Source organism: Arthrobacter sp. APC 3897, from assembly GCF_030407495.1.
GTDB lineage: Bacteria > Actinomycetota > Actinomycetes > Actinomycetales > Micrococcaceae > Arthrobacter_B.
Map to the genome: position 1 here is coordinate 134,960 of NZ_JASDDG010000003.1, position 21,706 is coordinate 156,665.

Genomic DNA, 21,706 nt, shown 5'->3' on the forward strand with positions numbered 1-21,706 from the left:
CTCCGGATGAGTGGGCGGGCGTCCCATCATCCAACCCCAGTCCTCATGGCGAACGCAAAGAAGGTCCATGTCAGGAGGCTGGGTACCGGCTATTGGGCGGGACTTACCAGCCCCTCCGCCACCATCCAGTCATAGGCAACCTGCTCCGGTTCCTCGCCCTGGACATCCACCCTGAGGTTCAGTGACCGCATGGTTTCATCGTCCAGCTTCACCGCCACCTGTTCGAGGACCGCTTCCAGTTCCGGATACTCCTGCAGGGTCTTGGTGTAGATCACCGGTGCCGCGTTGTAGGCCGGAAAGAAGCCGCGGTCATCTTCCAGCACCAGCAGGTCCAGCGCGTCAATCCGCCCGTCCGTGGCGAAGACTTCCCCAACAGTGCACTCCCCCTGGTCCACCGCACCGTAGATGGCCCCGGTGTCATAGAGGCCCACATTTCCTTCCGGAACCACGCTGCCCCGTTCCAGCCCGTAAAGCTGGAGCATGGGATTGAACCCGTCCTGCCGGGAGTTGAATTCCGCGTCCACACAGAAGGTCAGGTCCTGGACCGGCAGTGCCGCCAGGTCGGAGATGCTGCTGATGCCCAGTGCTTCCGCCCGCGGACGGCTCATCGCCAGCGCATACGTATTGTTCAGCTCCGCGGGGGCTCCCCACGTCAGCCCGTTGGCGATATCGGCGTCGTATACGGCCTGCCACTGCTCCTGCTGGTCCGGAATCCCCTGTTCCTGGCCGAGATACGTGAGCCAAGCGGTTCCCGTGTACTCCCACATGATGTCCGCCTGCCCGCTGCGCAGCAATTCCCGGGCGGGGGTGCTGCCGGGCACGTTGCTGAGGTCAGTGACCTCGAACCCGGCGGCTTTGGCGGCCAGGACGCTCATTTTGCCGAGAATGAGCTGCTCCGTGAAGTTCTTTGAGGTCACAGTGACGGACGCGTCCTCGGGCAAGCCCTCAATCGGTTCAATGCTTCCCGGTTCCACCGGCGGCACGTAGGAACCGGCCGGCTGCAGTCCGCACCCTGACAATGCCAGAGCGGCTGCCGCAAGTACTCCCGCGAGCGCGGCGGCGGGCCGGTTGCGGCGCGGCCTTCCGGCCTGGGGTGCCGTACTCATCTATTGACCCTTCGGACGGGCAACGTACTCCACCACACGGCCAATCCAGTCCACCATCAGGGCCAGCAGGGCCACCATGACGGCGCCGCTGATCAGCACGCGGGGCAGGTTCAGGTTCACGCCGGTGGTAATCAGGACGCCCAGCCCGCCGCCGTTGATAAACGTGGCCAGGGCCCCGGTACCCACCAGCAGCACCAGGGCGGTGCGGATTCCGGCCAGCATGAGCGGGACTGCCAGCGGCAGCTCCACCCGGAACAGCACCCGCGCCGCGCTCATGCCCATCCCGCGCCCGGCCTCCACCAGCCGGGAATCCACGTTGTCCAGACCCAGCATGGTGTTGCGCAGGACAGGCAGCAGGGCATAAAGCACCAGAGCCACCACTGCGGTCCGGAAACCGAATCCCAGCCAGAAGGCCAGCAGGACCACCAGCCCGATCGCCGGTGCCGCCTGGCCGATGTTGACCACGGACAGCACCGGTCCGGTTAGAAAACGCAGCGGCCTGCGGGTCAGCAGCACACCCAGCGGAAGGGCGATGAGCAGCACGATGACGGCTGAAATTGCCGTCAGCCGCAGGTGTTCCAGCGTGTAGACCCAAAGGGTGGCCGGATTCAGGGTGGTCAGTTCGGTCTGCGTCAGGTTTGCTGCCGAGAGCCAGAACAACAGGGCCGCGAGACCCGCAGCGATTCCCGCCAGCTGCCAGATGAGCCCGCGCGGGGAGTTCCCCCGGAGCTCGGAAGCAGCTTCGGCACCCGTGAGCGTCTGCTCCCGTTCCGCCGGTTTCGTTGCGGCGACAACTCCCGCCGCGCTGTTGGCGCTCATGGCTCCCCGGCTTTCTTGGACCCTGCAGGTGCCGGGTGCGCCTTGGAGCCGCGTTTGCGTTCCCGTTCCTGTCTGGCGCTGGATACCCACTGCCGCGTGCGTACCGCCTGCAGAATGAGCGAAGCGTCAATCACGCCCTGCAGGTGCCCCTGCGCGTCACTAACGAGTACCCCGTCACGGCTGGACACCAGCACCAGGCTCAGGGCATCGGCAAGGTTGTTGCCCGGGCCCACAACGGGGAGCTGGGGCTGCCGGTCTGCGGGCAGCTCCCGCAGTTCCTCCAGCTCAGCCACGGAGAGCCAGGCAACGGGGCTGCCGGTTCCGTCGACAACCACCGCTGATTGCTGGCCCGCTGCCAGGGCGCGGGCCAGGAGTCTCCGCGGACCTTCGCCGGCGGTTCCGCTGACCACCGGCAGAGCCGGGACACTGCTGATCCGGGCCAGTGCCAGCTGCTTAAGACCGGCTTCGGCGCCGGTAAACTGCCGCACAAAGTCGTTGGCCGGTTCCGCCAGGATCCGTTCCGGTGAGTCGTACTGGACCAGGCGCCCGCCCTCGGCAAAAACCGCGATGCGGTCCCCCAGCTTGAGGGCCTCATCGAAGTCATGGGTCACGAAGACCACGGTTTTCTCCAGATCCGCGTGGATGCGCAGCAATTCGTCCTGCAGCCGTTCCCGGGTAATCGGATCCACTGCGCCAAACGGTTCATCCATCAGCAGCACCGGCGGGTCCGCCGCCAGTGCCCGGGCCACTCCCACCCGCTGCTGCTGCCCGCCGGAGAGCTCCTTGGGGTACCGGTTCCGGTACCGCGCCGGGTCCAGGGAAACGAGGTCCAGCAGTTCATCAACCCGTCGGGCGGTGCGTGCCTTGTCCCACCCGAGCATGGAGGGAACGACGCCGATATTGGCCGCCACGGTCATGTGCGGGAAAAGACCTCCGGCCTGGATCACGTAGCCGATGCCGCGGCGCAGCTGATCGCCGTCGACGGCAGAAATGTCCCGGCCGCCCAGCAGGATCTGCCCGGAGGTCGGTTCAATGAGCCGGTTGATCATTTTCAGCGTGGTGGTCTTTCCGCAGCCGGAAGGTCCCACCAGCATGACCATGTCTCCCGAGGAGATCTCCATGTTCAGGTTGTTCACGGCCGCGCGGTCCTGGCCGGGGAAGCGTTTGGAGACGTCCCGGAGCAGGATTCCGCCGGATGGCCGGGCAGAAGGAGAATTCGTTTCAGACACGGATGCCTCTCGGTATAGTCAGCCGGCCGAGGCCCACCAGCAGCAGGTCCAGGATGAGTGCCAGCAGCACCACCCCCACGACGCCGGTCACCACGGATTCCAGGGAATTGGCACCGCCCAGCCGGGACAGGCCGGAAAAGATGAAGCCGCCCAGGCCGGGGCCAAGGGCATAGGCTGCCACGGCCGCTATCCCCATCACCATTTGGCCGGAGACCCGGATGCCGGAGAGGATCACCGGCCACGCCAGCGGAAGCTCAATCCGGAAGAACAGCCGCAGCCGTCCCATTCCCAGGCCCCGGGCTGCTTCCACAGTGTTCCTGGGCACACCGGTCAGGCCAACAATGCCGTTGCGAAGAATGGGCAGCAGGGCGTAAAAGCCCACCACGATCACGGCAGGAAGCACGCCGAACCCCAGCGGGGCAATAAGCAGGCCAATGAGGGCAAAGGAGGGAACGGTCAAACCCACGGCGCTGATGCTGTCCGCGGCAGACCGCAGGGACGGCCGCCGGTAGGCGAAAGCCGCGATCAGTACGCCCAGCACTGCGGCGGCCGTCAGGCACTGCACCACCAGCGAGAAATGCTGCCAGCTGGAAAAAAGAATGTCATTCCAGCGCTCCGCAATGAAGTCTGTCACGCCAAACCCGCTTTGTCGGTTGGGTGGGATCTGCTGTTCCTCCAGCGTAAACCGGCCCTGTCCCGCTGTGCAGGGGTTACCCCGTCAACACCCAGGCGGACGTGTCAGTTGCCAGTGTCCCGCGGGTCCCGGGCTCACTGGCCAGGACCAGCTCCCCGGCAGGCAGGGGGAAATCTCCGGCACCGAAATTCACCAGGCACAGCAGCCGGCCGCGCCTGAAGGCCAGGACGCCGGCACCGGCGTCCTGCCAGCAAATGTCAGTTCCCGGACCACCCGCTGCCAGGAACCGCCGCCGGGCGGCAGCTGCCCGCCGGTACAGCGTCAGGAAGGATCCGGCGTCGTGCTCCTGCCCGGAGGCGGCGTGAAGCCCCCAGCCTTCGGGCTGCGGGAGCCACGGGATGCCCTCAGTGAATCCGAAGCCGGGCGCAGCGGCCTGCCAGGGCAGCGGAACCCGGCAGCCGTCCCGTCCCTTTTCCGCTCCGCCGGTGCGGGCAAGATGGGGTCCTGCAGGCTGTCGGAGGGAAGGTCGGGCACTTCCGGCAAGCCAAGTTCTTCGCCCTGATACAGATAGGCGGCCCCGGGCAGGGCCAGGGTGAGCAGCACCGACGCCCGTGCCCTGCGCCGGCCCGCGGCGTCGTCGGGCAGCGGATCGGTGCCGTGGGAGGCACTCCAGCGGAGCAGATCGGTGCCCGCGGGAAGTCCGTAGCGGGTGCGGTGCCGGACGACGTCGTGGTTGGACAGGACCCAGGAGGTGGCCGCCCCCACCCGGGCCACCCCGGCCAGGGCGGCATCAATCACGGTGCGGAATGCTGCCGGATCCCAGGGGCTGCGGAGATAGAAGAAGTTGAAGGCCTGATCCAGCTCATCCGAACGCACATACATCGGCAGCCGTTCCAGGCTCACACCGGCCTCGGCCACCGCCAGCCGCGGGGGATCATAGTCGTCCAGGATCTTCCGCCACTGCCGGTACACACCGTGCACGTCGTCCCGGTCCCAGAACGGATGGTTGTCCCCCTCCGGCGGGGACAGCAGCGGGGCGGCATCCGCTCCGGCGGTATTGCGCAGCGGCGGCTCCAGGTCCTTCATCAGCCCGTGCGCCACATCCACCCGGAAGCCGTCCACGCCCAGGTCCGACCAGAACCGCAGGGTGTGTTCGAAGTCCGCCCGCACCTCGGGGTGATGCCAGTTAAAGTCCGGCTGTTCCCGGGAGAAGATGTGCATGTACCACTGGCCGTCCGGGACGCGTTCCCACGCCGGTCCGCCGAACTTGGATTGCCAGTCCGACGGCGGCAGCTCGCCGTGTTCGCCTCTCCCGTCGCGGAAAATGAACTTACTCCGTTCCGGGGAGCCCGGTTCCGCGGCCAGTGCGGCCTGGAAATCCGGGTGCCGGTCGGAACAGTGGTTGGGCACAATGTCCACGATGATCCGGATGTTCCTGGAATGCGCGGCAGCAAGCAGGTCCTTGAAGTCCGCCAGCGTTCCGTACATGGGATCCACGTTGCGGTAGTCGCTGACGTCGTAGCCGCCGTCGGCCTGGGGCGAGGGAAAGAACGGTGTCAGCCACAGGGCGTCAACCTCCAGCCCGGCAAGGTAATCCAGTCTGGAGGTCACACCGGGCAGGTCGCCGATGCCGTCGCCGTTGGAGTCGGCGAAGCTGCGCACATAGACCTGATAGATCAGGGCGTCCCGCCACCACTGCTCTTGATTCCGCCGCTGTTCCTGACTCACGGACACCTGTTCCGCAGGCCGGCTGTGATCTCCTCCCCTGCCGCGGCAGGGTTCACGGGACCAGCACCAGGCGGATGGGGTTGCCCTCTTTGGCGTCCAGCGCCTTCACCGCCTGTGCGGCTTCGCTGAGCGGAATACGGCCGCTGATGGATTTGGCGAAGTCCAGCCGGCCCAGCCTGGTGAGGTTCACCAACTGCGGCACGTGATGGGCCTCGGAGCCGTAATGGCCCAGGATCTGCTTGCGCGCGTAGGAGAACCCGGTGCTGTCGGCGATGGAGATCGGAGTGCCGCTCAGACCCACCAGAACAAGCCGCCCGCGCCGGCCCAGGCATTTGACGGCCTGTGCACGCACGGCATCAACGCCGGCAAAATCCAGCGCCACGTCCAGTCCCCTGCCGGAGGTAGCCGCCTTCACGGCATCGGCAAAACCATCGGCCATCGGGTCCAAGGCGTAATCCGCTCCGAATTCCAGGGCGCGTTCCCGGGCCTCGGCTATCGGGTCCACAGCAATGATGGGGGCGGCGCCGATGAGGCGCAGCAGCTGGACACCGTGCGCTCCCAGTCCGCCAATACCCCACACGCCCACGGCTTCGCCGGCGCGTACGTCGGCGGTGGAGGAAATGGCACCCCAGGGAGTGGAAACGGCATCCGGAATAATCGATGCCTGGTCAAAGGGAATGTCATCCCCCAGCGGCACCAGGACACCCGCCGGCACGACGACGTACTCGGCCCAGCCGCCGTCGTAGTCCACGCCCATGGTGAGGGTGGCACCGTTGTACTCGTAACCGGCCTGGATGACCACGCGGTCCCCCGGCTTCGCTGAAGTCACGCCCGGGCCGGGCACATCCACGGTGCCGGCAACCTCATGTCCCAGGGTCACTTCGCTGCCCTTCAGGAACTGCGGGCGCAGCAGGCCCTGGATGAGGTGGACATCGGAGAGGCAGACACCTGCCGCACCCACTTTGACCCGGACAAATCCCGGTCCGGGCTCCGGGACGGGGACTTCCTGAAGCGCAAATTCCTTGGTCTCGACGTTGAGACGTCCTGCAAGCATGGTGCCGGCTGACATGGCAAACCTCTTTCGCGAAGATGGCGGCGGCTGTTTGGAGCGCCGCCCCCATTATGTTCCTCGGCCGGGCACGCAGCAAAAGGCCGCAGGCCGCCGGGGAAAGGCGGCCTGCGGCCTGCGGGATGCCTTAGGCCTGAAGAATCACTTTCAGGGCGTCGGTTTCCGCGGCCCGGGAGAAAGTGTCATACGCGGTAAGGATGTCATCGAGAGGATAGCGGTGGCTGATGAACTCCTCGGCGGGGAGCTTGCCTTCGGCAACCAGCTTCAGGAGCATGGGCAGCGTGTTGGTGTTCACGAGGCCCATGCTGATGTTGATGTTCTCGATCCAGAGCCGGTCCAGTGCGAGGCTGACAGGCTTGCCGTGAACTCCCACGTTCGCCACATTGCCGCCGGGACGGACAATGTCGGTGCACATTTCGAAGGTCGCCGGGATGCCTACGGCCTCAACGGCAACGTCCACGCCCCAGCCATCCGTCTGGGCCATGATCTGCTCGCGCCAGTCCGAATCGCCGGAGTTCACCCCGTGGGTGGCACCGAACTTGCGGGCCTGCTCCACCCGGTTGGCATCCAGGTCCACCGCAATGACCTTGGCAGCGCCGTACAGCTTCGCAGTGGCGATGACGGCCAGGCCAACCGGTCCGGCACCGATCACGGCCACCACGTCGCCGGGCTTTGTCTGCCCGTACTGCACTCCCATTTCGAAGCCTGTGGGGAAGATGTCGCTCAGCAGCACGCCGTGTTCCGCGGAGACTTCTTCCGGCAGGTGGTAGAGCGACGTGTCGGCATACGGAGCCCGCACATATTCGGCCTGGGTGCCGTCAATCAGGTGTCCGAAAATCCATCCGATGCCGGAGCTGCCCTCATCGCCTACACAGTGGGAGTACAGCCCGTCTCGGCAGAACGTGCAGGAACCGTCGGCCGATACACAGGACAGGATGACCTTGTCGCCCACCTTGAAGTTGCTGACGCCGCTGCCGGTTTCGGTGATGGTACCCACCCCTTCGTGTCCCAGGATCCGGCCCGGGGTCACGGCCGGGACGTCTCCCTTGAGGATGTGAAGGTCTGTGCCGCAGATGGTAGTGGTATCGATCTTGACGATGGCGTCGCGCGGCTCCTGGATCTGCGGATCCGGAACATCCTTCCACGATTTCTGTCCGGGACCCTCATAGACAAGTGCTTTCATGGTGTCCTCGTCTGCTAGGACCGATCCTGATGACAGGCCGCCTCTGCAACCTGGTCCGGTGGATGCCGGAACACGGGGCTCAGGCGCCCCCTGATCGGTCTTTTCCAGCTTAGGAGCGGGGAAGGAGGGTGCGGAAGAGAGACCTGCTATTCACCGTCCAGATAGAGCCAGACTCCGTTCACGCGGATGAACCGGCTGGTTTCTTCCTGAATTCCGCGGGTGGTTCCGTCCCGGTAATGGGCACGGAACCGGACCACTCCCTGTTCATCGAGCGGGCCGCCGGCGGAAGTTTCCATGATGTCCAGCCGCCTCCATTGCAGTCCGCTGTCCAGTTCCAGGACGGCCGGGCGGGTAGACGGGTGCCAGGTCTTCAACAGATACGGCTGGTCGCCGACGGCGAAGGCAGAGTACCGCGAGCGCATCAGGGCTTCAGCGGTGGGAGCGTCCTGTGCACCGGAATGGTACTTTCCGCAGCAGCCGGAATAGGTTTCCCCGCTCAGGCAGGGGCACCGGTCATCCGCGGCGGGAACGCCGGGTGCAGGGGCGGAGGCGGATGAGGCGGCAGGGCGGGAGGCGCGCTCGGCTGAAGTCATGCACCCATTATCTCCGGTCCCGCCCCTTGGTTATCTCCGGTCCCGGCCCTTGGCCGCGCAGATCACTTCTGCTGGGCGATCTCCGTCTCCAGGCTCAGCCGCACGGCGTCGATGGCCGCACTGATCCGTTCCTCACGGGTCAGGGACACGTCCCCCTCTTGCGCGGCAGTCTCCAGCCGCCCGGTCAGGTCGTCCAGGTCCCGGAGTGCTTCCTGGTACCGGCCGGACTGTGCTGCCTCCGTCACATCGGCCACCTCTTCCCTCAGTTCCTTCGCCGCACCGGGCTCGAGACCGGGAAAACCGCATCCGCCCAGGGCTGTGCTGCCGGCCAGCAGGACCGCTGCTGCGGACACCGCCCGCCGGTACCTCACGGCGTGACGCTTTCCTGCAGCTCTCGAAGGCTCTCCCCCAACTGTCCGGGAACTGCCGGATAACTCCGGTCCTGGGGGAAAATGCCCAGCCGGTCGGCCACCATCATCACGGTCACGGCCAAGACCGCTACGGCCACAAAGCCCAGCAGCGTTCGTCCCGCCAGCGCCAGCCTGCTCGGCCGTCCGGGCACGGCCTGTACTGCCGGGTCCGCAGATGCCGGCTGAGCTTTGACGGAACCGACCCGGGGCGGCGTCAGCGGCGGGGCGGGTGCTGCAGGGGTTGACGGACCTGCTGCCGCCCGAGCCGGGAGCACGCTCCGTTCCGATACTGCAGGTATGTTTTCGGACACCGTTTCCTCAGCCTGGGCTAAGCCGCGTTCCAGTAGCTGGTCCAGCTGCTGTTCCCCGCCGGCAGACCGGAAGTCTGCGTCAGATTGGACCACGGCGTCAGATTGGATCATCACGCCGGCGGTGGGAGGTCCGCCGTCATCTGCTTCCCATTCCGCCTGCCGGTTTCGCGGCTCCGCAGCCGGTACCGTATGGGCAGACCACCGGTACTCGCGCAGTGCGGCTGATACTTCTGCGGCTGTGGGTCGCAGGTCAGGGTCCCGGGATGTCATGGACCTGAGCAGTGCACACCAATAGGAACCCAGTGCGTCCGGAACCTCCGGGTTGCGGCTCAGCCTGGCGATGGCCGCTTCCACCGCGCTGCCGCCGAACTCGATGTGGCCGGTGACGGCCTCGAGGAGCACCAGGCCCAGGGAATAGATATCGCTGGAAAACCCGACATCCCGGGAACTGGCCTGCTCCGGGCTCAGATAATTAGCGGTACCCAGGGTGGCGTTGGTAGCCGTGATCCGGGCACCGTCCAGCATGCGGGCTATTCCAAAATCGGTCAGCTTCGCCCTGGGAAGGGTTCCTGAGACCGTTGGAGGCAGGAGGATATTGGCCGGCTTGACGTCCCGGTGGATGACTCCGCGCCCGTGGATATACGCCAGGGCATCAGCCAGTTCGGCACCAATGTAGGCGACGTCCGGCGGACTCAGAGGCTCGGCGTCGCGGAGCCTCTTGCGCAGGTCCGGGCCGTCAACAAGTTCCATGACGAGGAAGGCCCGCGGTTCGCCGGCTTCGCCGTCGTCCCGGCCGGCGTCGTCCTTGCCCGCGTCGAACAGGGTCACCAGGCCCGGATGGGAGAGGGACGCCAGTAACCGCATTTCGGTTTCCTGGCGGCCAACGTCGTCTGGGGCGACGGCGCTGGCCCGGAAGAGTTTCACGGCAATGTCTCGGCCGAGAGCCTCGTCCTGTCCACGATAGACGGTGGCCATGCCACCGTGGCCTATGGGTTCGATGAGTCGGTATCGCCCTGAAATGAGCCGGTTGGGGCCATCTGCTGCGAAACTTTCCATGCTGCAACCTCTTCTCGCTTTTCCAGCGTAGCCGAGGGAAATCATGGCGTGGATGGCCCGTGACGAGTTTTTTTACCCCCTCCGGGACCCCTCGCAGAAGTGCCTGCGTTGCGCTAAACTGCCCTGCCTCGAAAGCCGCGGCAGGGCAGTTCAGCGCTGGGTTTTCAGCTGTGTGAAGCCGGTTAGAACGCCTTCATAACGGCGTCGATGACCTGCTGGATCCCCAGCACTATGAACAGCAGCGCCGTAATGCCCAGGGCTATGTTGGTGTGCAGCTTGTTGGCCCAGGCCTTGGGCACGCGGCGGCCGTTGAGCAGCCCCAGCAGCGTGATCGCCAGGAAGGGCATGAACAGCGAGCCAAGGACGCCGTAGGCCAGGATCAAGCCGATGGGCTTGCCGAGGATGAACAGCAGCATCGGCGGGAAGGTCAGCCACAGGAGGTAGAACTTGAAGTACTTCCCGCCCACCCGGGTGTCCTTGTGTCCGGACTCCTTGCCGCGCATGTTGCCCCAGAAATCGGCGAACATCAGCGAGACGCCGTTCCAGACACCGATGATGGAGGAGAAGGAGGCAGCCCAGAATCCGACCAGGAAGCCGGTGCCCACCGCATCCCCGTACTCTGCCTTGAGGACGTCGTAGAGGTCCAGCAGGCCTTCATCGCCGGAGCTGAGGGAGATTCCGGCGGCCCGGACCACTTCGGCACCAACAATCAGCATGGCAATCACGAAGATGCCGGTCATCACGTACGCCACGGAGTTGTCCATCCGCATGACGCGCATCCACTTGGGCGTGTACCAGCCCTTTTCCCGCAGCCAGTAGCCGTATGCCGCGAGGGTGATGGTTCCGCCCACGCCGCCGGCCAGGGCAAGGGTATACACCACGCCGCCTTCAGGGATGACGGGGACAAGCCCTGTCATCATTTCCGGAATGTTGGGCGCGGCAATAACTGCCAGCCCCACCACGGTAACGAACATGATGCCCACCAGGGCAGCAGTGATTTTCTCGAAGGTGGCATACCGCCCGAACCACACCATGGCGAAACCGGCCAGGCCCATGAGGATGGCAAAGACCCACAGATCAACGGCGGGGAACAGCGCCGCCAGCGGCAGCGCTGCGGAAGACATGGCCGTTGCTCCGTAGACGAAGCCCCAGATCATGATGTACGGGCCGAAGTACCACGTGGTCCATTTGCCGAGTGAGCGCCAGCCCTCAAAGATCGTCTTGCCGGTGGCCAGGGTATAGCGTCCTGCGCCCTCAACGAGGATGATCTTAAGGATTACGCCAACAATGACCGCCCAGAGCAGGCCGTAACCGTACCGGGATCCGGCGACGAGCGTGGCCACCATGTCCGCGGCGCCCACACCGGTGGCGGCTACGACGAGTCCGGGCCCGACAACCTTCCATTTGGCGGGGGCACCGCCGTCATCATCTATGCGGTCCGCGTGCGCGACCCCTGACGGGGGAACAGTGCTCTCTTCGGCCATGGGCCAGCACTCCTATCTCTGATTTTGGGCAGCCGAAAGCCGTGTGCCGTCGGTCACTGGAATGTATGTATTCTCCCACAAACCTTGACACTCTCCGGAATGAGGACTAAAGCGTTACGGAGAAAAAGCCGGTTGCCGTCCAACCTCCCAGGGGTCAACCGCAGCTGCTCCCAATCCCCGGAAATCTTCAGGCCGGTCGGTCACCACAGTCAGGTCGTGGTGCAGGGCGGTGGCAGCCACCAGCACGGTGAGAGTGCCGGCGTCGTGGTCCAATCCCGTGGACGCGAGTGCCACCGCCGGGTCCACCGGCAGGATGTGGCAGCCGAAGCGGCCGGTCAGCTCCTGCAGCCAGACGCGGTCCGGTCTGCGCAGGTCACCCAGTGTCAGTGCCGAAATGAATATCCGCAGGCTGCTGCGGCACCGCAGAAACTCCTGAAGCGCCGTGCTGGGTTCAGGGCTCCGGATGTCAGCCAGCACGGCTGTGTCCAGCAGCAGCCCGGACTGCCCGTTCAAGCCGGGAGCTCGGTGCGGGCCAGCAGGAAGTCCAGAAACTCCTGGCGGGCGGCGGTAATGACCCGGTAGTCCGAAAGCGAAACTCCCCGGGGTTCGGCTGCGCGGTGATCAGCGGTGCCGGCGGGCCCGCCTGCGGAGCGGTCAGGGGCATAAACGGAATTGTCCATGAGAATACGGCGACGTGCGCCGGTCCTTTCGGCGTGCTCTTGCCCGCACCGGTTACCCGAAGGCGAGTGCAGGCCGCTTCTTCATCCGAACCACCCAACGAGCGTGGGGTTGGTATGCGGCCAAGTCGGAGCTTGGCGGCCGCAGTTCTTGAAGCTGCTTGGAAGTATAGCCAGCTTTGCCGCTGTTCCGTCCGTATTGCCTTGTGTGTCCTGTGCCCGGTGCCGTGCGCTAGGCCCGCGCCCGGGCGCGGGTGTGCAGGGACAGCGACGACGCCACGAGCCGCTGGGTGTACTCGTGCTCCGGGGCAGCATAAACCTGTCCGGTTGGACCGGACTCAACGATCCGGCCCCGGTGCATCACCGCCACGGTGTCACAGAGGTGTTTCACCACGCCCAGGTCATGGGAGACGAAGACGAGTGTGAGCCGGTATTTGTCCACCAGGTCGGAGAGCAGGTTCAGCACCTGCGCCCGTACTGAGACGTCCAGTGCGCTGACCGGTTCGTCGGCCACCAGGATGCGCGGCTCGCAGATCAGGGCACGAGCGATGGCGATCCGCTGGCGCTGGCCGCCGGAGAACTGGTGCGGAAAGCGGTCCGCAGCATCCGTTGGCAGGCCTACCGCGTTGAGGATCTCCGCGACCTTGCCGGCATGGCGGCGGGCAGCCACCGGTTCGCCCGGCAGCAGCAGCGGTTCGGCCACCAGGTCCCGCACGCGCATGCGGGGATTCAGGGATCCCATCGGATCCTGGAAGACAATCTGCAGCTGCCGGCGCAGTTCCAGCAGCTGGTTCTCTTTCGCTCCGCCCACCTCATTGCCGGCCACCCGGACGGACCCCGACGTCGGCTGGTCAAGTCCGGCGAGGATCCGCAGCAGGGTGGACTTCCCGGACCCGGACTCCCCCACAATGCCGAAGCGCTGGCCGGCGGCAACCTCGAAGGAGACGTCCCGCAGGGCGGCAACTTCGGCAGGAGCATGGAAAAGCGAGCTGCGCCCGCGGCGGTACGTGCGGCTTAGTCCGTTCACCCGGATCAGCGGCTCCTCAGCCGCAGCCTCCGGAGGCAGGGGCGCCGGCGGCGTGGCCGGTGCCTGCTCCCGTGCAGCCCCGGGAATGTACCCGGGAATGTACCCGGCAGCAGATGAAACCGTGAACAACCGTCCGGAACTGTCCGTGGCCTCCAGATCCGAGGCGGCCAGCAGTCCGCGGGTGTACTCATGCTGCGGCCGGACAAACACGTCGGCGGTGGGTCCCTGTTCCACCAGAACACCGTTGCGCATCACCAGAATCCGGTCACAGATGCTGGCCGCAACGGCCAGGTCATGCGTGATGAACAGCAGGCCGCTCCCGCGCCGGGCAACGCCCTCCGAGATCAGCTGCAGCATGTGGCGCTGCACGCTGACGTCCAGTGCGGTGGTCGGTTCATCGCAGATCAGCAGGTCCGGGTCATTGGCCAGCGCCATGGCCAGCATGACCCGCTGGCGCTGGCCGCCGGAAAGCTGGTGCGGATAGGCACGGGCAGCGTCTGCGGGATCCGGCAGCTGGACGGAAGCGAGCAGCTCAACAGCGCGCGCCGCTGCAGCCTGTCCGCGGAGGGTTCCGTGCCGGGTCAGCGCCTCAGCCACCTGACGGCCAACCCGCATCAGCGGGTTCAGCGCACTGAGCGGTTCCTGAAAGACCATTCCCGTCCGCCGGCCCCGGATGCGGCTCATCTGCCGGTCGGATGCTCCCACCAGATCGTGCGGAACGCCGTCGAGCCGCACAGATCCGGTGGTCCGCAGCTCTTCGGGCAGCAGTCCCGTCAGGGCCCCCGCTGTCAGGGATTTTCCGGACCCGGATTCTCCGATCAGGCCCACGCGTTCGCCGCGGGCCAGTGAAAGGGAAAAGCCCTTCACGAGCACCCGGCTTCCGGCGCTGACGGACAGGTCTGCAACCTCCAGCAGCGGCGTGGAGGCCGGAGGCGGTGCTGACATCAGCGTTCTCCGTTCAGTTTGGGGTCGAGCCGGTCCCGCAGGCCGTCACCCAGCAGGTTGAAGCCCAGCACCGCCACGGCAATGGCAGCCCCGGGCCAGACGGCCAGCGACGGATATGTGCCCAGGAACTGCTGGGATTCCTGCAGCATCCGCCCCCAGGAAGGCACCGGCGGCGGTGTTCCCAGGCCCAGGAAGGACAGGGCAGCTTCGGCCAGGACGGCAAGGCCAAAGGTAACCGAGCACTGGACCACCACCATCCCGGCAATGTTGGGCACCACGTGCCGGCGGGCAATCCGCAGCGCCGGCTGGCTGGCGGCCCGGGCCGCCAGCACATATTCGGTGCTCATGACCTGCAGCGTGCCGGATCTGGCCACCCGGGCGAAGCCGGGGATGGAGCCGATCCCGATGGCGACCATCGCCGTCGTCGTTCCTCCGCCGAAAACCGCACCGAACATGATGGCCAGCAGCAGGGCGGGGAAAGCCAGCAGGATGTCCGCGCCGCGCATGGCAACTTCGTCCACGGCGCCCCGCCGCATCCCCGCCAGGATGCCGATCGGGGTGCCGATCAGGGCAGCGATGCCCACGGCAACCAGGCCCACGGAGAGGGTAATCCGGGCACCGTAGAGGATGCCGGAGAAGACGTCGCGCCCGTACCGGTCGGTGCCCATGAGGTGCTCGGGGCTGGAACCCTGCAGGCGGTCGGAGGGAAAAGCCTGCACCGGATTGTAAGGGGTCCAGATGAAGGACACGAGTGCGGCCAGCACCACCACGGACACCAGCACGGCTCCGGCCAGCAGCGTGGGAGAGAGTCTGCGGGTCCTCATGAGCGTTTCCTCAGCCGTGGATCAATGATCGTGTAGAGAACGTCAACGGCCAGGTTGATGATCAGTGTCAGGGCCACCAGGACCATCACCACGGACTGGACGGTAAGCAGGTCCCGGTTCCCCACTGCGTCCAGCAGCATGGAGCCCAGCCCCGGAATGACAAAGACACGTTCAATGACCACGGCTCCGATGATCAGCGCTGCCAGCTGCACGCCGGCAACCGTCAGCACGGGAACCGCCGCGTTGCGCAGCCCGTGCCTGACCAGCGCTTCCAGCTTTCCCAGGCCCTTGGCCCGGGCGGTGCGCAGATAGTCCTCATTCATGACCTCGAGGACTGCGGACCGGACATAGCGGGTCAGGACCGCGCCCTGGACCGACGCCAGGGCGAGGACCGGCAGCGTTACCCGGTGCAGGAAATCTCCAAAGTCCACCCCCGGCGGGGTCCAGCCGTTGGCGGGGAACCAGCCCAGACCGACGGCGAATACCACCACCAGCATGATTGCCGCCAGGAATCCCGGCACCGCCACACCCAGCTGGCTCAGCCCGCTGAGCAGGATGCCGCTGGGCTTGCGGTGCCGCAATGCGGCAACGGTGCCAAACGGCACGGCAATCAGCAGCGCCGCTGCCATGGCCAGGCCCACCAGGATCAGCGATACCTGCAGCCGGTCCAGGAGCAGGGGGCTGATGTCCTGCCGGGTGACGTAGGAAACCCCAAAGTCACCGCGGAACAGTCCCCCCACCCAGTCCAGGTACTGCACCGGCAGCGGACGGTCGGTGCCGAATTCCCGTCGGGTCTGCTCCAGCAGCTCCGGGGTGGCGTTGACGCCCAGGGCTATCTGGGCGGGGTCACCGGGGATGGCGCGCATGAAGAAAAATACGGACACGGTAGCTGCCAGGAATGTGGCGGCAAACCGGGCAGCGTTAATCAGCAGGCGGATTCCCACGGTCCGTTACCGCCAGCCTGCTGAGCCCAGGTCCAGCGCTTCGGTGACTGAGTTGGCGGGAAGTCCGGTGACTCCGGCTTTGGCCACCACAATGTTGGGGAACAGGAACAGCACGCCGGCGGCGGCGTCGTCGTTGATCGTGCGGACCACCTGCTGCATGCCGGAAATGTAGCCGGCCGTATCCGCCGCATCCGCTGCTGCGGCAGTGTCCCTGATCCTGGTGTTGTCGTAGCCGAGGTAGTAGTCCGGATTGTTGAACATGGTGAGCAGGTCGCGGCTCTCCACGGCCAGGACCACGGACATGTCATAGTCATGCCGGGTGAAAACCTGGTCCAGCCAGACGGCGGGGAACTCGGCGGATTCGATGGTGGCGTTGATGCCGGCCTCAGCCAGCTGGGAGACCACAATTTCGGAGACGGCGGTGGCATAGGGGCGGGTGGGAACCGTAAAGGTGATGTCGAGGTTTTCCACGCCGGCTTCAGCCAGCAGCGCACGGGCCTTCTCCGGGTCGTGGGGGTAGGTTCCGGAGAGATCCTCGTAGTACGGATCAGTGGGCGGCACGGGTGCGCCCACCAGCGTGCCGTATCCGCTCCAGGCCGTGTCCAGGACGGCCTGCCGGTCAATCGCGTGCAGCACGGCCTGACGGACGCGCACGTCGTCGAACGGAGGCCGGGCGTTGTTCATGGACAGCATGATTTCGCCGTTGGAAGTCCCCTCCAGGACCTGGAATGCGTCGTCGTCCGCGAAGGTGGGCAGCAGTTCGGGGGCCTGCATGTTGTAGACCACGTCCACGTCGCCGGAGCGGAGGGCGTTGGTGGTGGCCACGGCGTCAGCGAAGTAGCGCAGGGTGGCGGTCTGGACCCTGGGTGCTTCGCCCCAGTAATCGGTCCGTGCCGCAAGCTCGATGGATTCGCCGCGGTTCCAGGCCTGCACGGTAAAGGGGCCGGTTCCAATGGCGGTGGAGGCCAGGTCCTGGACACCGCTTTCATCGAACATGGCACCCACGGGGGTGCCCAGATCGAAGAGCCAGGCGTTGGACGGGCGGGACAGCTGCACGCGCACTTCGGTGTCGCTGAGCACCGTGACGGTATCCACTACATCCATTTTGGTTTTCAGGCTGGACAGCCAGGCGTCGGACTTCACCCGTTCCAGGCTGAACTTCACGTCCTCGGCCGTGAACGCTTCCCCGTTGGAGAAGGTAACTCCCGGCTCGAGGGTGAAGGTGTAGGTGGTGCGGTCCTCGCTGATGTCCCATGACTTGGCCAGCAGCGGCTGGATCCGGCCTTCCTGGTCAATTTCCACCAGGCCCTCGTACACGTTGGCCATCAGGGCCTGCGGGATGGCGGCGCCGGCGGTGGTGGTGAAGTCCAGGTTTGCGGGTTCACCCGTCAGCGCGACGACGACGCCGTCGCTTACCTGGCCGCTCCCCGCGCCGGAGCCGCTCTGACCGGCACCCGAGCCCGCGGAGCAGGCGCTGAGCGTCAGCGCCGTCAGCAGAAGGGCAGCCAGCGGGCGGACGGGAATACGGCGCATCAAGGGTCTCCATCGGTGGGCGGGCGGTGCCCGGGCGGCTGCGGACAATACGTCCGCGCCAAATGTTGTCCTACATAGTATGAACTCGCGCGTGAACAGAGCGGAAATTGATGCGCGACTGGCCGGGCCGGTCATTGCCTGCCACCATCATTGCGGATAGGTTCGGGCCATCGCGGCGTCGGGCCGGGGGGATCGAAAGGACACGAAGACGTGCGTAGAAAAATGGTCGGGGCTTCACTGGCAGCGGCGCTGCTGCTCACCGGTTGCGGAGGGTCGACGGAATCCAGCAACGAAGGCGGTTCCGAGGGCGCCACACTCGTGGTCTACACCAATTCCAACTCCGATGGAAAAGGTGAATGGCTTGAGAAGGAAGCGGCAGAGGCCGGTTTCAACATTGAGATTGTGGGACTGGGCGGCGGCGATCTGACCAACCGCATCATCGCTGAAGGCGGCAACCCCGTTGCCGACCTTGTCTTCGGACTGAACAACATGTACTTCGAACAAATCAAGGCCGAAGACCTCCTGGAGCCGTACACCCCGGAGTGGGCTCCGGACGTGGACGAGGAACTCGGCGACGGAGAGACTTTCTGGCCGCTGGTCCAGCAGGGCATCGTCCTGGCCTACAACGCGGACGCCGTTCCCGAAAGCGACGCGCCCTCGGACTGGACCGATTTGTGGACCGATGAACAGTACAAGGGACGCTACGAGTCAGTCAGTACCCTGGCCGGCGCCACGCAGCAGATCATCATGGCCAGCATCCTGATGCGTTACCAGGATGAGTCGGGCGATCTGGGCATCTCCGATGAAGGCTGGGAACAGGTCCGCGCCTACTTCGAAAACGGTTCCAAGGCCGTGGAGGGGGAAGACCTGTTTGCCCGCATGGCGGCAGGCGCCGTGGACATGGGTCAGATGACCATCAGCGGCATCCCCGCCCGCGAAACACAGTACGGCGTCACCGCCGGTGTCATGGCTCCTGAAATCGGTGTCCCGTATGCGGTGGAACAGGTGGGGATCATCAAGGGCACGGACAAACAGGACGAGGTGGAGCGCTTCATCAACTGGTTTGGCAGCGGAGAAACCCAGGGAGAGTTCGCAGCCGAGTTCGCGAGCCTGCCGGCCAACCAGAAGGCCCTGGAAATGACGGACCCGGAAGTCCTCGAGGCATATGAAGCCATTCCGCCCCAGGAATTGGACTGGCTGTTTGTCCGGGACAACATTTCCCAGTGGGTGGAAAAGATCGAACTCGAATACATGCCCTGACAGGAAGCAAGATCATGATCCGGTACGACAATATTGAAGTTTCCTTCGACGATTTTGTCGCCATCCCGCAGCTGGATCTTGAGATCCGGGAGGGTGAGTTCTTCACCCTCCTGGGTCCTTCAGGATGCGGGAAGACGACCGCCCTGCGCACGTTGGCGGGATTTATCAGCCCCAGCGCCGGAGACGTTTTCGTTGACGGCCGGCGGGTCACGCACCTTTCCAGCGACAAGCGCAGCATTGGCATGGTGTTTCAAAACTATGCACTGTTTCCGAGCATGAATGTCTGGGAGAACATTGCCTTTGGACTCAAGGTCCGGAAGGACTCCAAGGCGGATACTGCCCGGCTCGTGGCTGAGATCGCAGGCCAAATGGAGCTCAGCGACGAGCAGCTGCAGAAGAATGTTGCTGAACTTTCCGGCGGGCAGCAGCAGCGCGTGGCCATTGCCCGGGCGCTGGTGCTCAAGCCGAAAATCCTGCTGCTGGATGAGCCGTTGTCCAACCTGGATGCGAAGCTGCGCGTGCAGCTGCGCGGACAGCTCAAGGACCTGCAGAGCCGGTTCGGCATCACCACTGTGTACGTCACCCATGACCAGGACGAAGCGCTCACCATGTCCGACCGCATTGCCGTGTTCAACAAGGGCGTGGTGGAACATGTGGGACCCCCCGCCGAGATCTATGAACGGTCCGCCACGGAGTTTGTCTGCAACTTCATCGGTGACATCAACGTGCTGGATGAGGAACTGGTCCGCCGGCTGAATGAGCACTCCCCCGCCGCCCTGGACCCGGGCAAGAACTCCTACCTGCGGGTGGAGAAGGTATCACTTGATCCGCTTACCGCCGGCCCCGGAGCCGTGAAGGTCAACGGCGTTGTTTCTTCCCGCAGCTACCACGGCATGCACAGCCGCTACACCGTTGACGCCGGCCGCAACCGGATCAAGGCCCTGGTGACAGAGAACGGCCTGACCCGCATGGACGTCGGAGACAGCGTGGACGTGTTTATCAATCCAGCCAACGTTCTGCAGTATTAGGCGGCCCGGCATGAAGACCTCCGTCAAGAGCATGTGGCGTTCCCCGCTGGTGGTTGTCACCTCCATTGTGCTGGTCTGGTTCATCAGCACTTTCCTGATCCTTCCCAACATCAACCTGCTGACCGAGACTTTCTTCCCCAAGGGAGAGTTTTCCGGGCGGGCCGTGGAAAAGCTGCTGAGTTCTGACCGGGCCATGAAAAGCCTGGCCAACAGCTTCATCCTTGCCGTGGTCCTGTCCGTGACGGTCAACGCCGTGGGCATTTTCATTGTCCTGGTCACCCAGTACTTCGATATCAGGGGCGCACGCATCCTCTGGCTCGGCTACGCCACCACCCTGATCTACGGCGGCATTGTCCTGGTTGCCGGGTACAAGTTCATCTACGGCCAGAACGGCTTTGTCACCAACCTGCTCCTGGAATGGTTTCCGGGACTGAACCCGGCCTGGTTTAGCGGGTTCTTTGCCGTGGTATTTGTCATGACCTTCTCCACGACCTCAAACCACATGCTGTTCCTGTCCTCCGCCCTGAACAAGGTGGACTACCAAACCATCGAAGCTGCCCGGAACATGGGCGCCTCCACCCTGCGGATTCTGTGGCGCATTGTGCTGCCCATGATGCGGCCCATGCTATTCGCGATCACCATCCTGGTATTCCTGGGCGGCCTAAGCGCGCTGACCGCACCCCAGGTGCTGGGAGGGGAAAACTTCCAGACCATCAGCCCGATGATCCTGACCTTCTCCGGCACCTCCACCTCCCGTGACATTGCCGCACTGCTCGCCCTGATCCTGGGACTGGCCACCGTGGTGATGCTCGCCGTCATGAGCCGCGTTGAGCGCGGCGGAACGTATTTCTCCGTGTCGAAGGTTTCCGCGGGCATGAAGAAGCAGAAGATCGAAAACCCGGTAGCCAATGCCCTGGTCCATGTCGCCGCTTACGCATTGTTCCTCGTGTATTCGCTGCCCATCCTGCTGATCGTTGTCTTCTCCTTCACGGATACCGCCAGCATCTCCTCGGCCACGCTGTCGTGGGACCGGTTCACCCTCGACAACTACATCACCGTCTTCACCGACGAGTCCGCCTTCCGGCCGTTCGCCGTCAGTGTCATCTACAGCGCGGTTGCGGCAGTCCTCGTCGTCGTCGGGCTCCTGTTCGTGGCAAGGATGGTGCAGAAGTTCCGGAACCCGGTGACAACCGCGGCCGAGTACCTGCTGCACATCCCCTGGATCCTGCCCTCCACGCTCATTGCCCTCGGCCTGATCATGACCTTCGACCGGCCGTCGCCGCTCATTGGGGGCCAGGTGCTGACCGGGACCGTCTGGGTGCTTCTCGCGGCATACATCATCATCAAGATCCCGTTTACGCTGCGGATGCTCAAGGCTGCCTTCTATTCCATCAGCGACAGCCTTGAAGACGCTTCGGCGATTCTGGGAGCCAAGTCCCTGTACACGTTCCGGCGGGTCCTGCTGCCCATCGTGCTCCCGACGGCGGCTGCCATCACCGCGCTGAACTTCAACAGCCTCCTGGACGACTACGACACAGCGGTTTTCCTCTACCATCCGCTGTACGAGCCCCTTGGCATCGTGATCAAGAACAGCACCCAGGGCGAGAACATCAGTGACGCAATGGCGCTGACCTTCGTTTACACGGTATTGCTGATGATCATCATGGGGACCACCATGTACCTGGTGTACGGGCGGTCTGTTAAGACCAGGAAGCGCCGCCGGGCAGTTGTGCTGCCGGACGCGCCGGCGCAGCCCGCTACGCAGGTGCAGCCCGCTGCTCCCGCGCCGGACGGCGGGCAGCTGACCAAGTTGTAGGCCGGCCGCGCGAAGGGTTAACGCAGAAGC

20 protein-coding genes and 1 riboswitch are annotated in these 21,706 nt (G+C 64.9%); of the genes, 3 read left to right on the forward strand and 17 right to left on the reverse strand.

The genetic code is table 11. The features are described from left to right. Window positions 1–89: 89 nt before the first annotated feature. From QMA10_RS02900 to QMA10_RS02980, 17 genes are all read right to left on the reverse strand, one after another. Complete coding sequence (locus QMA10_RS02900; RefSeq protein ID WP_290165981.1) at window positions 90–1,106, reverse strand: glycine betaine ABC transporter substrate-binding protein; 1,017 nt, start codon at window positions 1,104–1,106, stop codon at window positions 90–92. Beyond that, window positions 1,107–1,925: an ABC transporter permease gene (locus QMA10_RS02905; protein ID WP_290165983.1), complete on the reverse strand. Its 819-nt coding sequence runs from the start codon at window positions 1,923–1,925 to the stop codon at window positions 1,107–1,109. After that, window positions 1,922–3,154 carry an ATP-binding cassette domain-containing protein gene (locus QMA10_RS02910; RefSeq protein WP_290165986.1) on the reverse strand — a complete coding sequence of 411 codons (1,233 nt, stop codon included), beginning with the start codon at window positions 3,152–3,154 and terminating at the stop codon, window positions 1,922–1,924. Before QMA10_RS02910 ends, QMA10_RS02905 begins: the two co-directional genes overlap by 4 nt. After that, window positions 3,147–3,788 carry an ABC transporter permease gene (locus tag QMA10_RS02915; RefSeq protein ID WP_290165988.1) on the reverse strand — a complete coding sequence of 214 codons (642 nt, stop codon included), beginning with the start codon at window positions 3,786–3,788 and terminating at the stop codon, window positions 3,147–3,149. The genes QMA10_RS02910 and QMA10_RS02915 overlap by 8 nt, the downstream gene beginning before the upstream one ends. A 321-nt stretch (window positions 3,789–4,109) precedes the next feature. Beyond that, the gene (locus QMA10_RS02920) at window positions 4,110–5,516 is read right to left on the reverse strand and encodes an alpha-amylase family glycosyl hydrolase (RefSeq protein WP_356833496.1); all 1,407 of its coding nucleotides are present in this window, start codon (window positions 5,514–5,516) and stop codon (window positions 4,110–4,112) included. A gap of 52 nt (window positions 5,517–5,568) precedes the next feature. Next, on the reverse strand, window positions 5,569–6,585 hold the full coding sequence (locus tag QMA10_RS02925; protein WP_290165990.1) for a zinc-binding dehydrogenase: 1,017 nt from the start codon (window positions 6,583–6,585) through the stop codon (window positions 5,569–5,571). Between the two features lie 127 nt (window positions 6,586–6,712). After that, window positions 6,713–7,768, reverse strand: a complete 1,056-nt coding sequence (locus QMA10_RS02930) for a zinc-dependent alcohol dehydrogenase family protein (protein ID WP_290165992.1) — start codon at window positions 7,766–7,768, stop codon at window positions 6,713–6,715. Between the two features lie 146 nt (window positions 7,769–7,914). Further along, window positions 7,915–8,361, reverse strand: a complete 447-nt coding sequence (locus QMA10_RS02935) for a YchJ family protein (protein WP_290165994.1) — start codon at window positions 8,359–8,361, stop codon at window positions 7,915–7,917. 62 nt (window positions 8,362–8,423) lie between these two features. Next, on the reverse strand, window positions 8,424–8,732 hold the full coding sequence (locus QMA10_RS02940; protein ID WP_290165996.1) for a hypothetical protein: 309 nt from the start codon (window positions 8,730–8,732) through the stop codon (window positions 8,424–8,426). Then, a complete protein-coding gene (locus QMA10_RS02945; RefSeq protein WP_356833502.1) occupies window positions 8,729–10,183 on the reverse strand; it encodes a serine/threonine-protein kinase in 1,455 nt (484 codons plus the stop codon). Before QMA10_RS02945 ends, QMA10_RS02940 begins: the two co-directional genes overlap by 4 nt. 137 nt (window positions 10,184–10,320) lie before the next feature. Then, window positions 10,321–11,622, reverse strand: coding sequence for an Nramp family divalent metal transporter (locus QMA10_RS02950; protein ID WP_290166000.1), 1,302 nt, complete (start codon window positions 11,620–11,622; stop codon window positions 10,321–10,323). A 114-nt stretch (window positions 11,623–11,736) separates the two neighbouring features. Continuing rightward, window positions 11,737–12,135, reverse strand: a complete 399-nt coding sequence (locus tag QMA10_RS02955) for a hypothetical protein (RefSeq protein ID WP_290166002.1) — start codon at window positions 12,133–12,135, stop codon at window positions 11,737–11,739. Continuing rightward, window positions 12,132–12,302, reverse strand: a complete 171-nt coding sequence (locus tag QMA10_RS02960) for a hypothetical protein (RefSeq protein WP_290166004.1) — start codon at window positions 12,300–12,302, stop codon at window positions 12,132–12,134. Before QMA10_RS02960 ends, QMA10_RS02955 begins: the two co-directional genes overlap by 4 nt. Window positions 12,303–12,332: 30 nt before the next feature. Beyond that, window positions 12,333–12,456, reverse strand: a riboswitch (SAM riboswitch). A 75-nt stretch (window positions 12,457–12,531) separates the two neighbouring features. Further along, window positions 12,532–14,271, reverse strand: coding sequence for an ABC transporter ATP-binding protein (locus tag QMA10_RS02965; protein WP_290166006.1), 1,740 nt, complete (start codon window positions 14,269–14,271; stop codon window positions 12,532–12,534). Continuing rightward, window positions 14,271–15,095: an ABC transporter permease gene (locus QMA10_RS02970; protein ID WP_290166008.1), complete on the reverse strand. Its 825-nt coding sequence runs from the start codon at window positions 15,093–15,095 to the stop codon at window positions 14,271–14,273. The genes QMA10_RS02965 and QMA10_RS02970 overlap by 1 nt, the downstream gene beginning before the upstream one ends. After that, window positions 15,092–16,039, reverse strand: a complete 948-nt coding sequence (locus QMA10_RS02975; protein ID WP_290166010.1) for an ABC transporter permease — start codon at window positions 16,037–16,039, stop codon at window positions 15,092–15,094. The genes QMA10_RS02970 and QMA10_RS02975 overlap by 4 nt, the downstream gene beginning before the upstream one ends. A 6-nt stretch (window positions 16,040–16,045) precedes the next feature. Further along, on the reverse strand, window positions 16,046–17,572 hold the full coding sequence (locus tag QMA10_RS02980; protein WP_290166012.1) for an ABC transporter substrate-binding protein: 1,527 nt from the start codon (window positions 17,570–17,572) through the stop codon (window positions 16,046–16,048). A gap of 210 nt (window positions 17,573–17,782) precedes the next feature. Here QMA10_RS02980 and QMA10_RS02985 point away from each other — a divergent pair, with 210 nt between their 5' ends. From QMA10_RS02985 to QMA10_RS02995, 3 genes are read left to right on the forward strand one after another with little or no spacing between them, the layout of a single operon-like run. Beyond that, a complete protein-coding gene (locus QMA10_RS02985) occupies window positions 17,783–18,832 on the forward strand; it encodes an extracellular solute-binding protein (RefSeq protein WP_290166014.1) in 1,050 nt (349 codons plus the stop codon). Between the two features lie 14 nt (window positions 18,833–18,846). Next, window positions 18,847–19,860, forward strand: coding sequence for an ABC transporter ATP-binding protein (locus QMA10_RS02990; RefSeq protein ID WP_290166016.1), 1,014 nt, complete (start codon window positions 18,847–18,849; stop codon window positions 19,858–19,860). A gap of 10 nt (window positions 19,861–19,870) precedes the next feature. Further along, entirely contained in the window at window positions 19,871–21,676 is a 1,806-nt protein-coding gene (locus QMA10_RS02995; RefSeq protein ID WP_290166018.1) for an iron ABC transporter permease, read from the forward strand. Window positions 21,677–21,706 lie beyond the last annotated feature (30 nt).

Coding starts and splice junctions, on each gene's coding strand:
- QMA10_RS02900 (WP_290165981.1), bottom strand. CDS start 1,106: ATGAGTACGGCACCCCAGGCCGGAAGGCCGCGCCGCAACCGGCCCGCC.
- QMA10_RS02905 (WP_290165983.1), bottom strand. CDS start 1,925: ATGAGCGCCAACAGCGCGGCGGGAGTTGTCGCCGCAACGAAACCGGCG.
- QMA10_RS02925 (WP_290165990.1), bottom strand. CDS start 6,585: ATGTCAGCCGGCACCATGCTTGCAGGACGTCTCAACGTCGAGACCAAG.
- QMA10_RS02930 (WP_290165992.1), bottom strand. CDS start 7,768: ATGAAAGCACTTGTCTATGAGGGTCCCGGACAGAAATCGTGGAAGGAT.
- QMA10_RS02935 (WP_290165994.1), bottom strand. CDS start 8,361: ATGACTTCAGCCGAGCGCGCCTCCCGCCCTGCCGCCTCATCCGCCTCC.
- QMA10_RS02945 (WP_356833502.1), bottom strand. CDS start 10,183: ATGATTTCCCTCGGCTACGCTGGAAAAGCGAGAAGAGGTTGCAGCATG.
- QMA10_RS02950 (WP_290166000.1), bottom strand. CDS start 11,622: ATGGCCGAAGAGAGCACTGTTCCCCCGTCAGGGGTCGCGCACGCGGAC.
- QMA10_RS02960 (WP_290166004.1), bottom strand. CDS start 12,302: ATGGACAATTCCGTTTATGCCCCTGACCGCTCCGCAGGCGGGCCCGCC.
- QMA10_RS02965 (WP_290166006.1), bottom strand. CDS start 14,271: ATGTCAGCACCGCCTCCGGCCTCCACGCCGCTGCTGGAGGTTGCAGAC.
- QMA10_RS02970 (WP_290166008.1), bottom strand. CDS start 15,095: ATGAGGACCCGCAGACTCTCTCCCACGCTGCTGGCCGGAGCCGTGCTG.
- QMA10_RS02980 (WP_290166012.1), bottom strand. CDS start 17,572: ATGCGCCGTATTCCCGTCCGCCCGCTGGCTGCCCTTCTGCTGACGGCG.
- QMA10_RS02990 (WP_290166016.1), top strand. CDS start 18,847: ATGATCCGGTACGACAATATTGAAGTTTCCTTCGACGATTTTGTCGCC.
- QMA10_RS02995 (WP_290166018.1), top strand. CDS start 19,871: ATGAAGACCTCCGTCAAGAGCATGTGGCGTTCCCCGCTGGTGGTTGTC.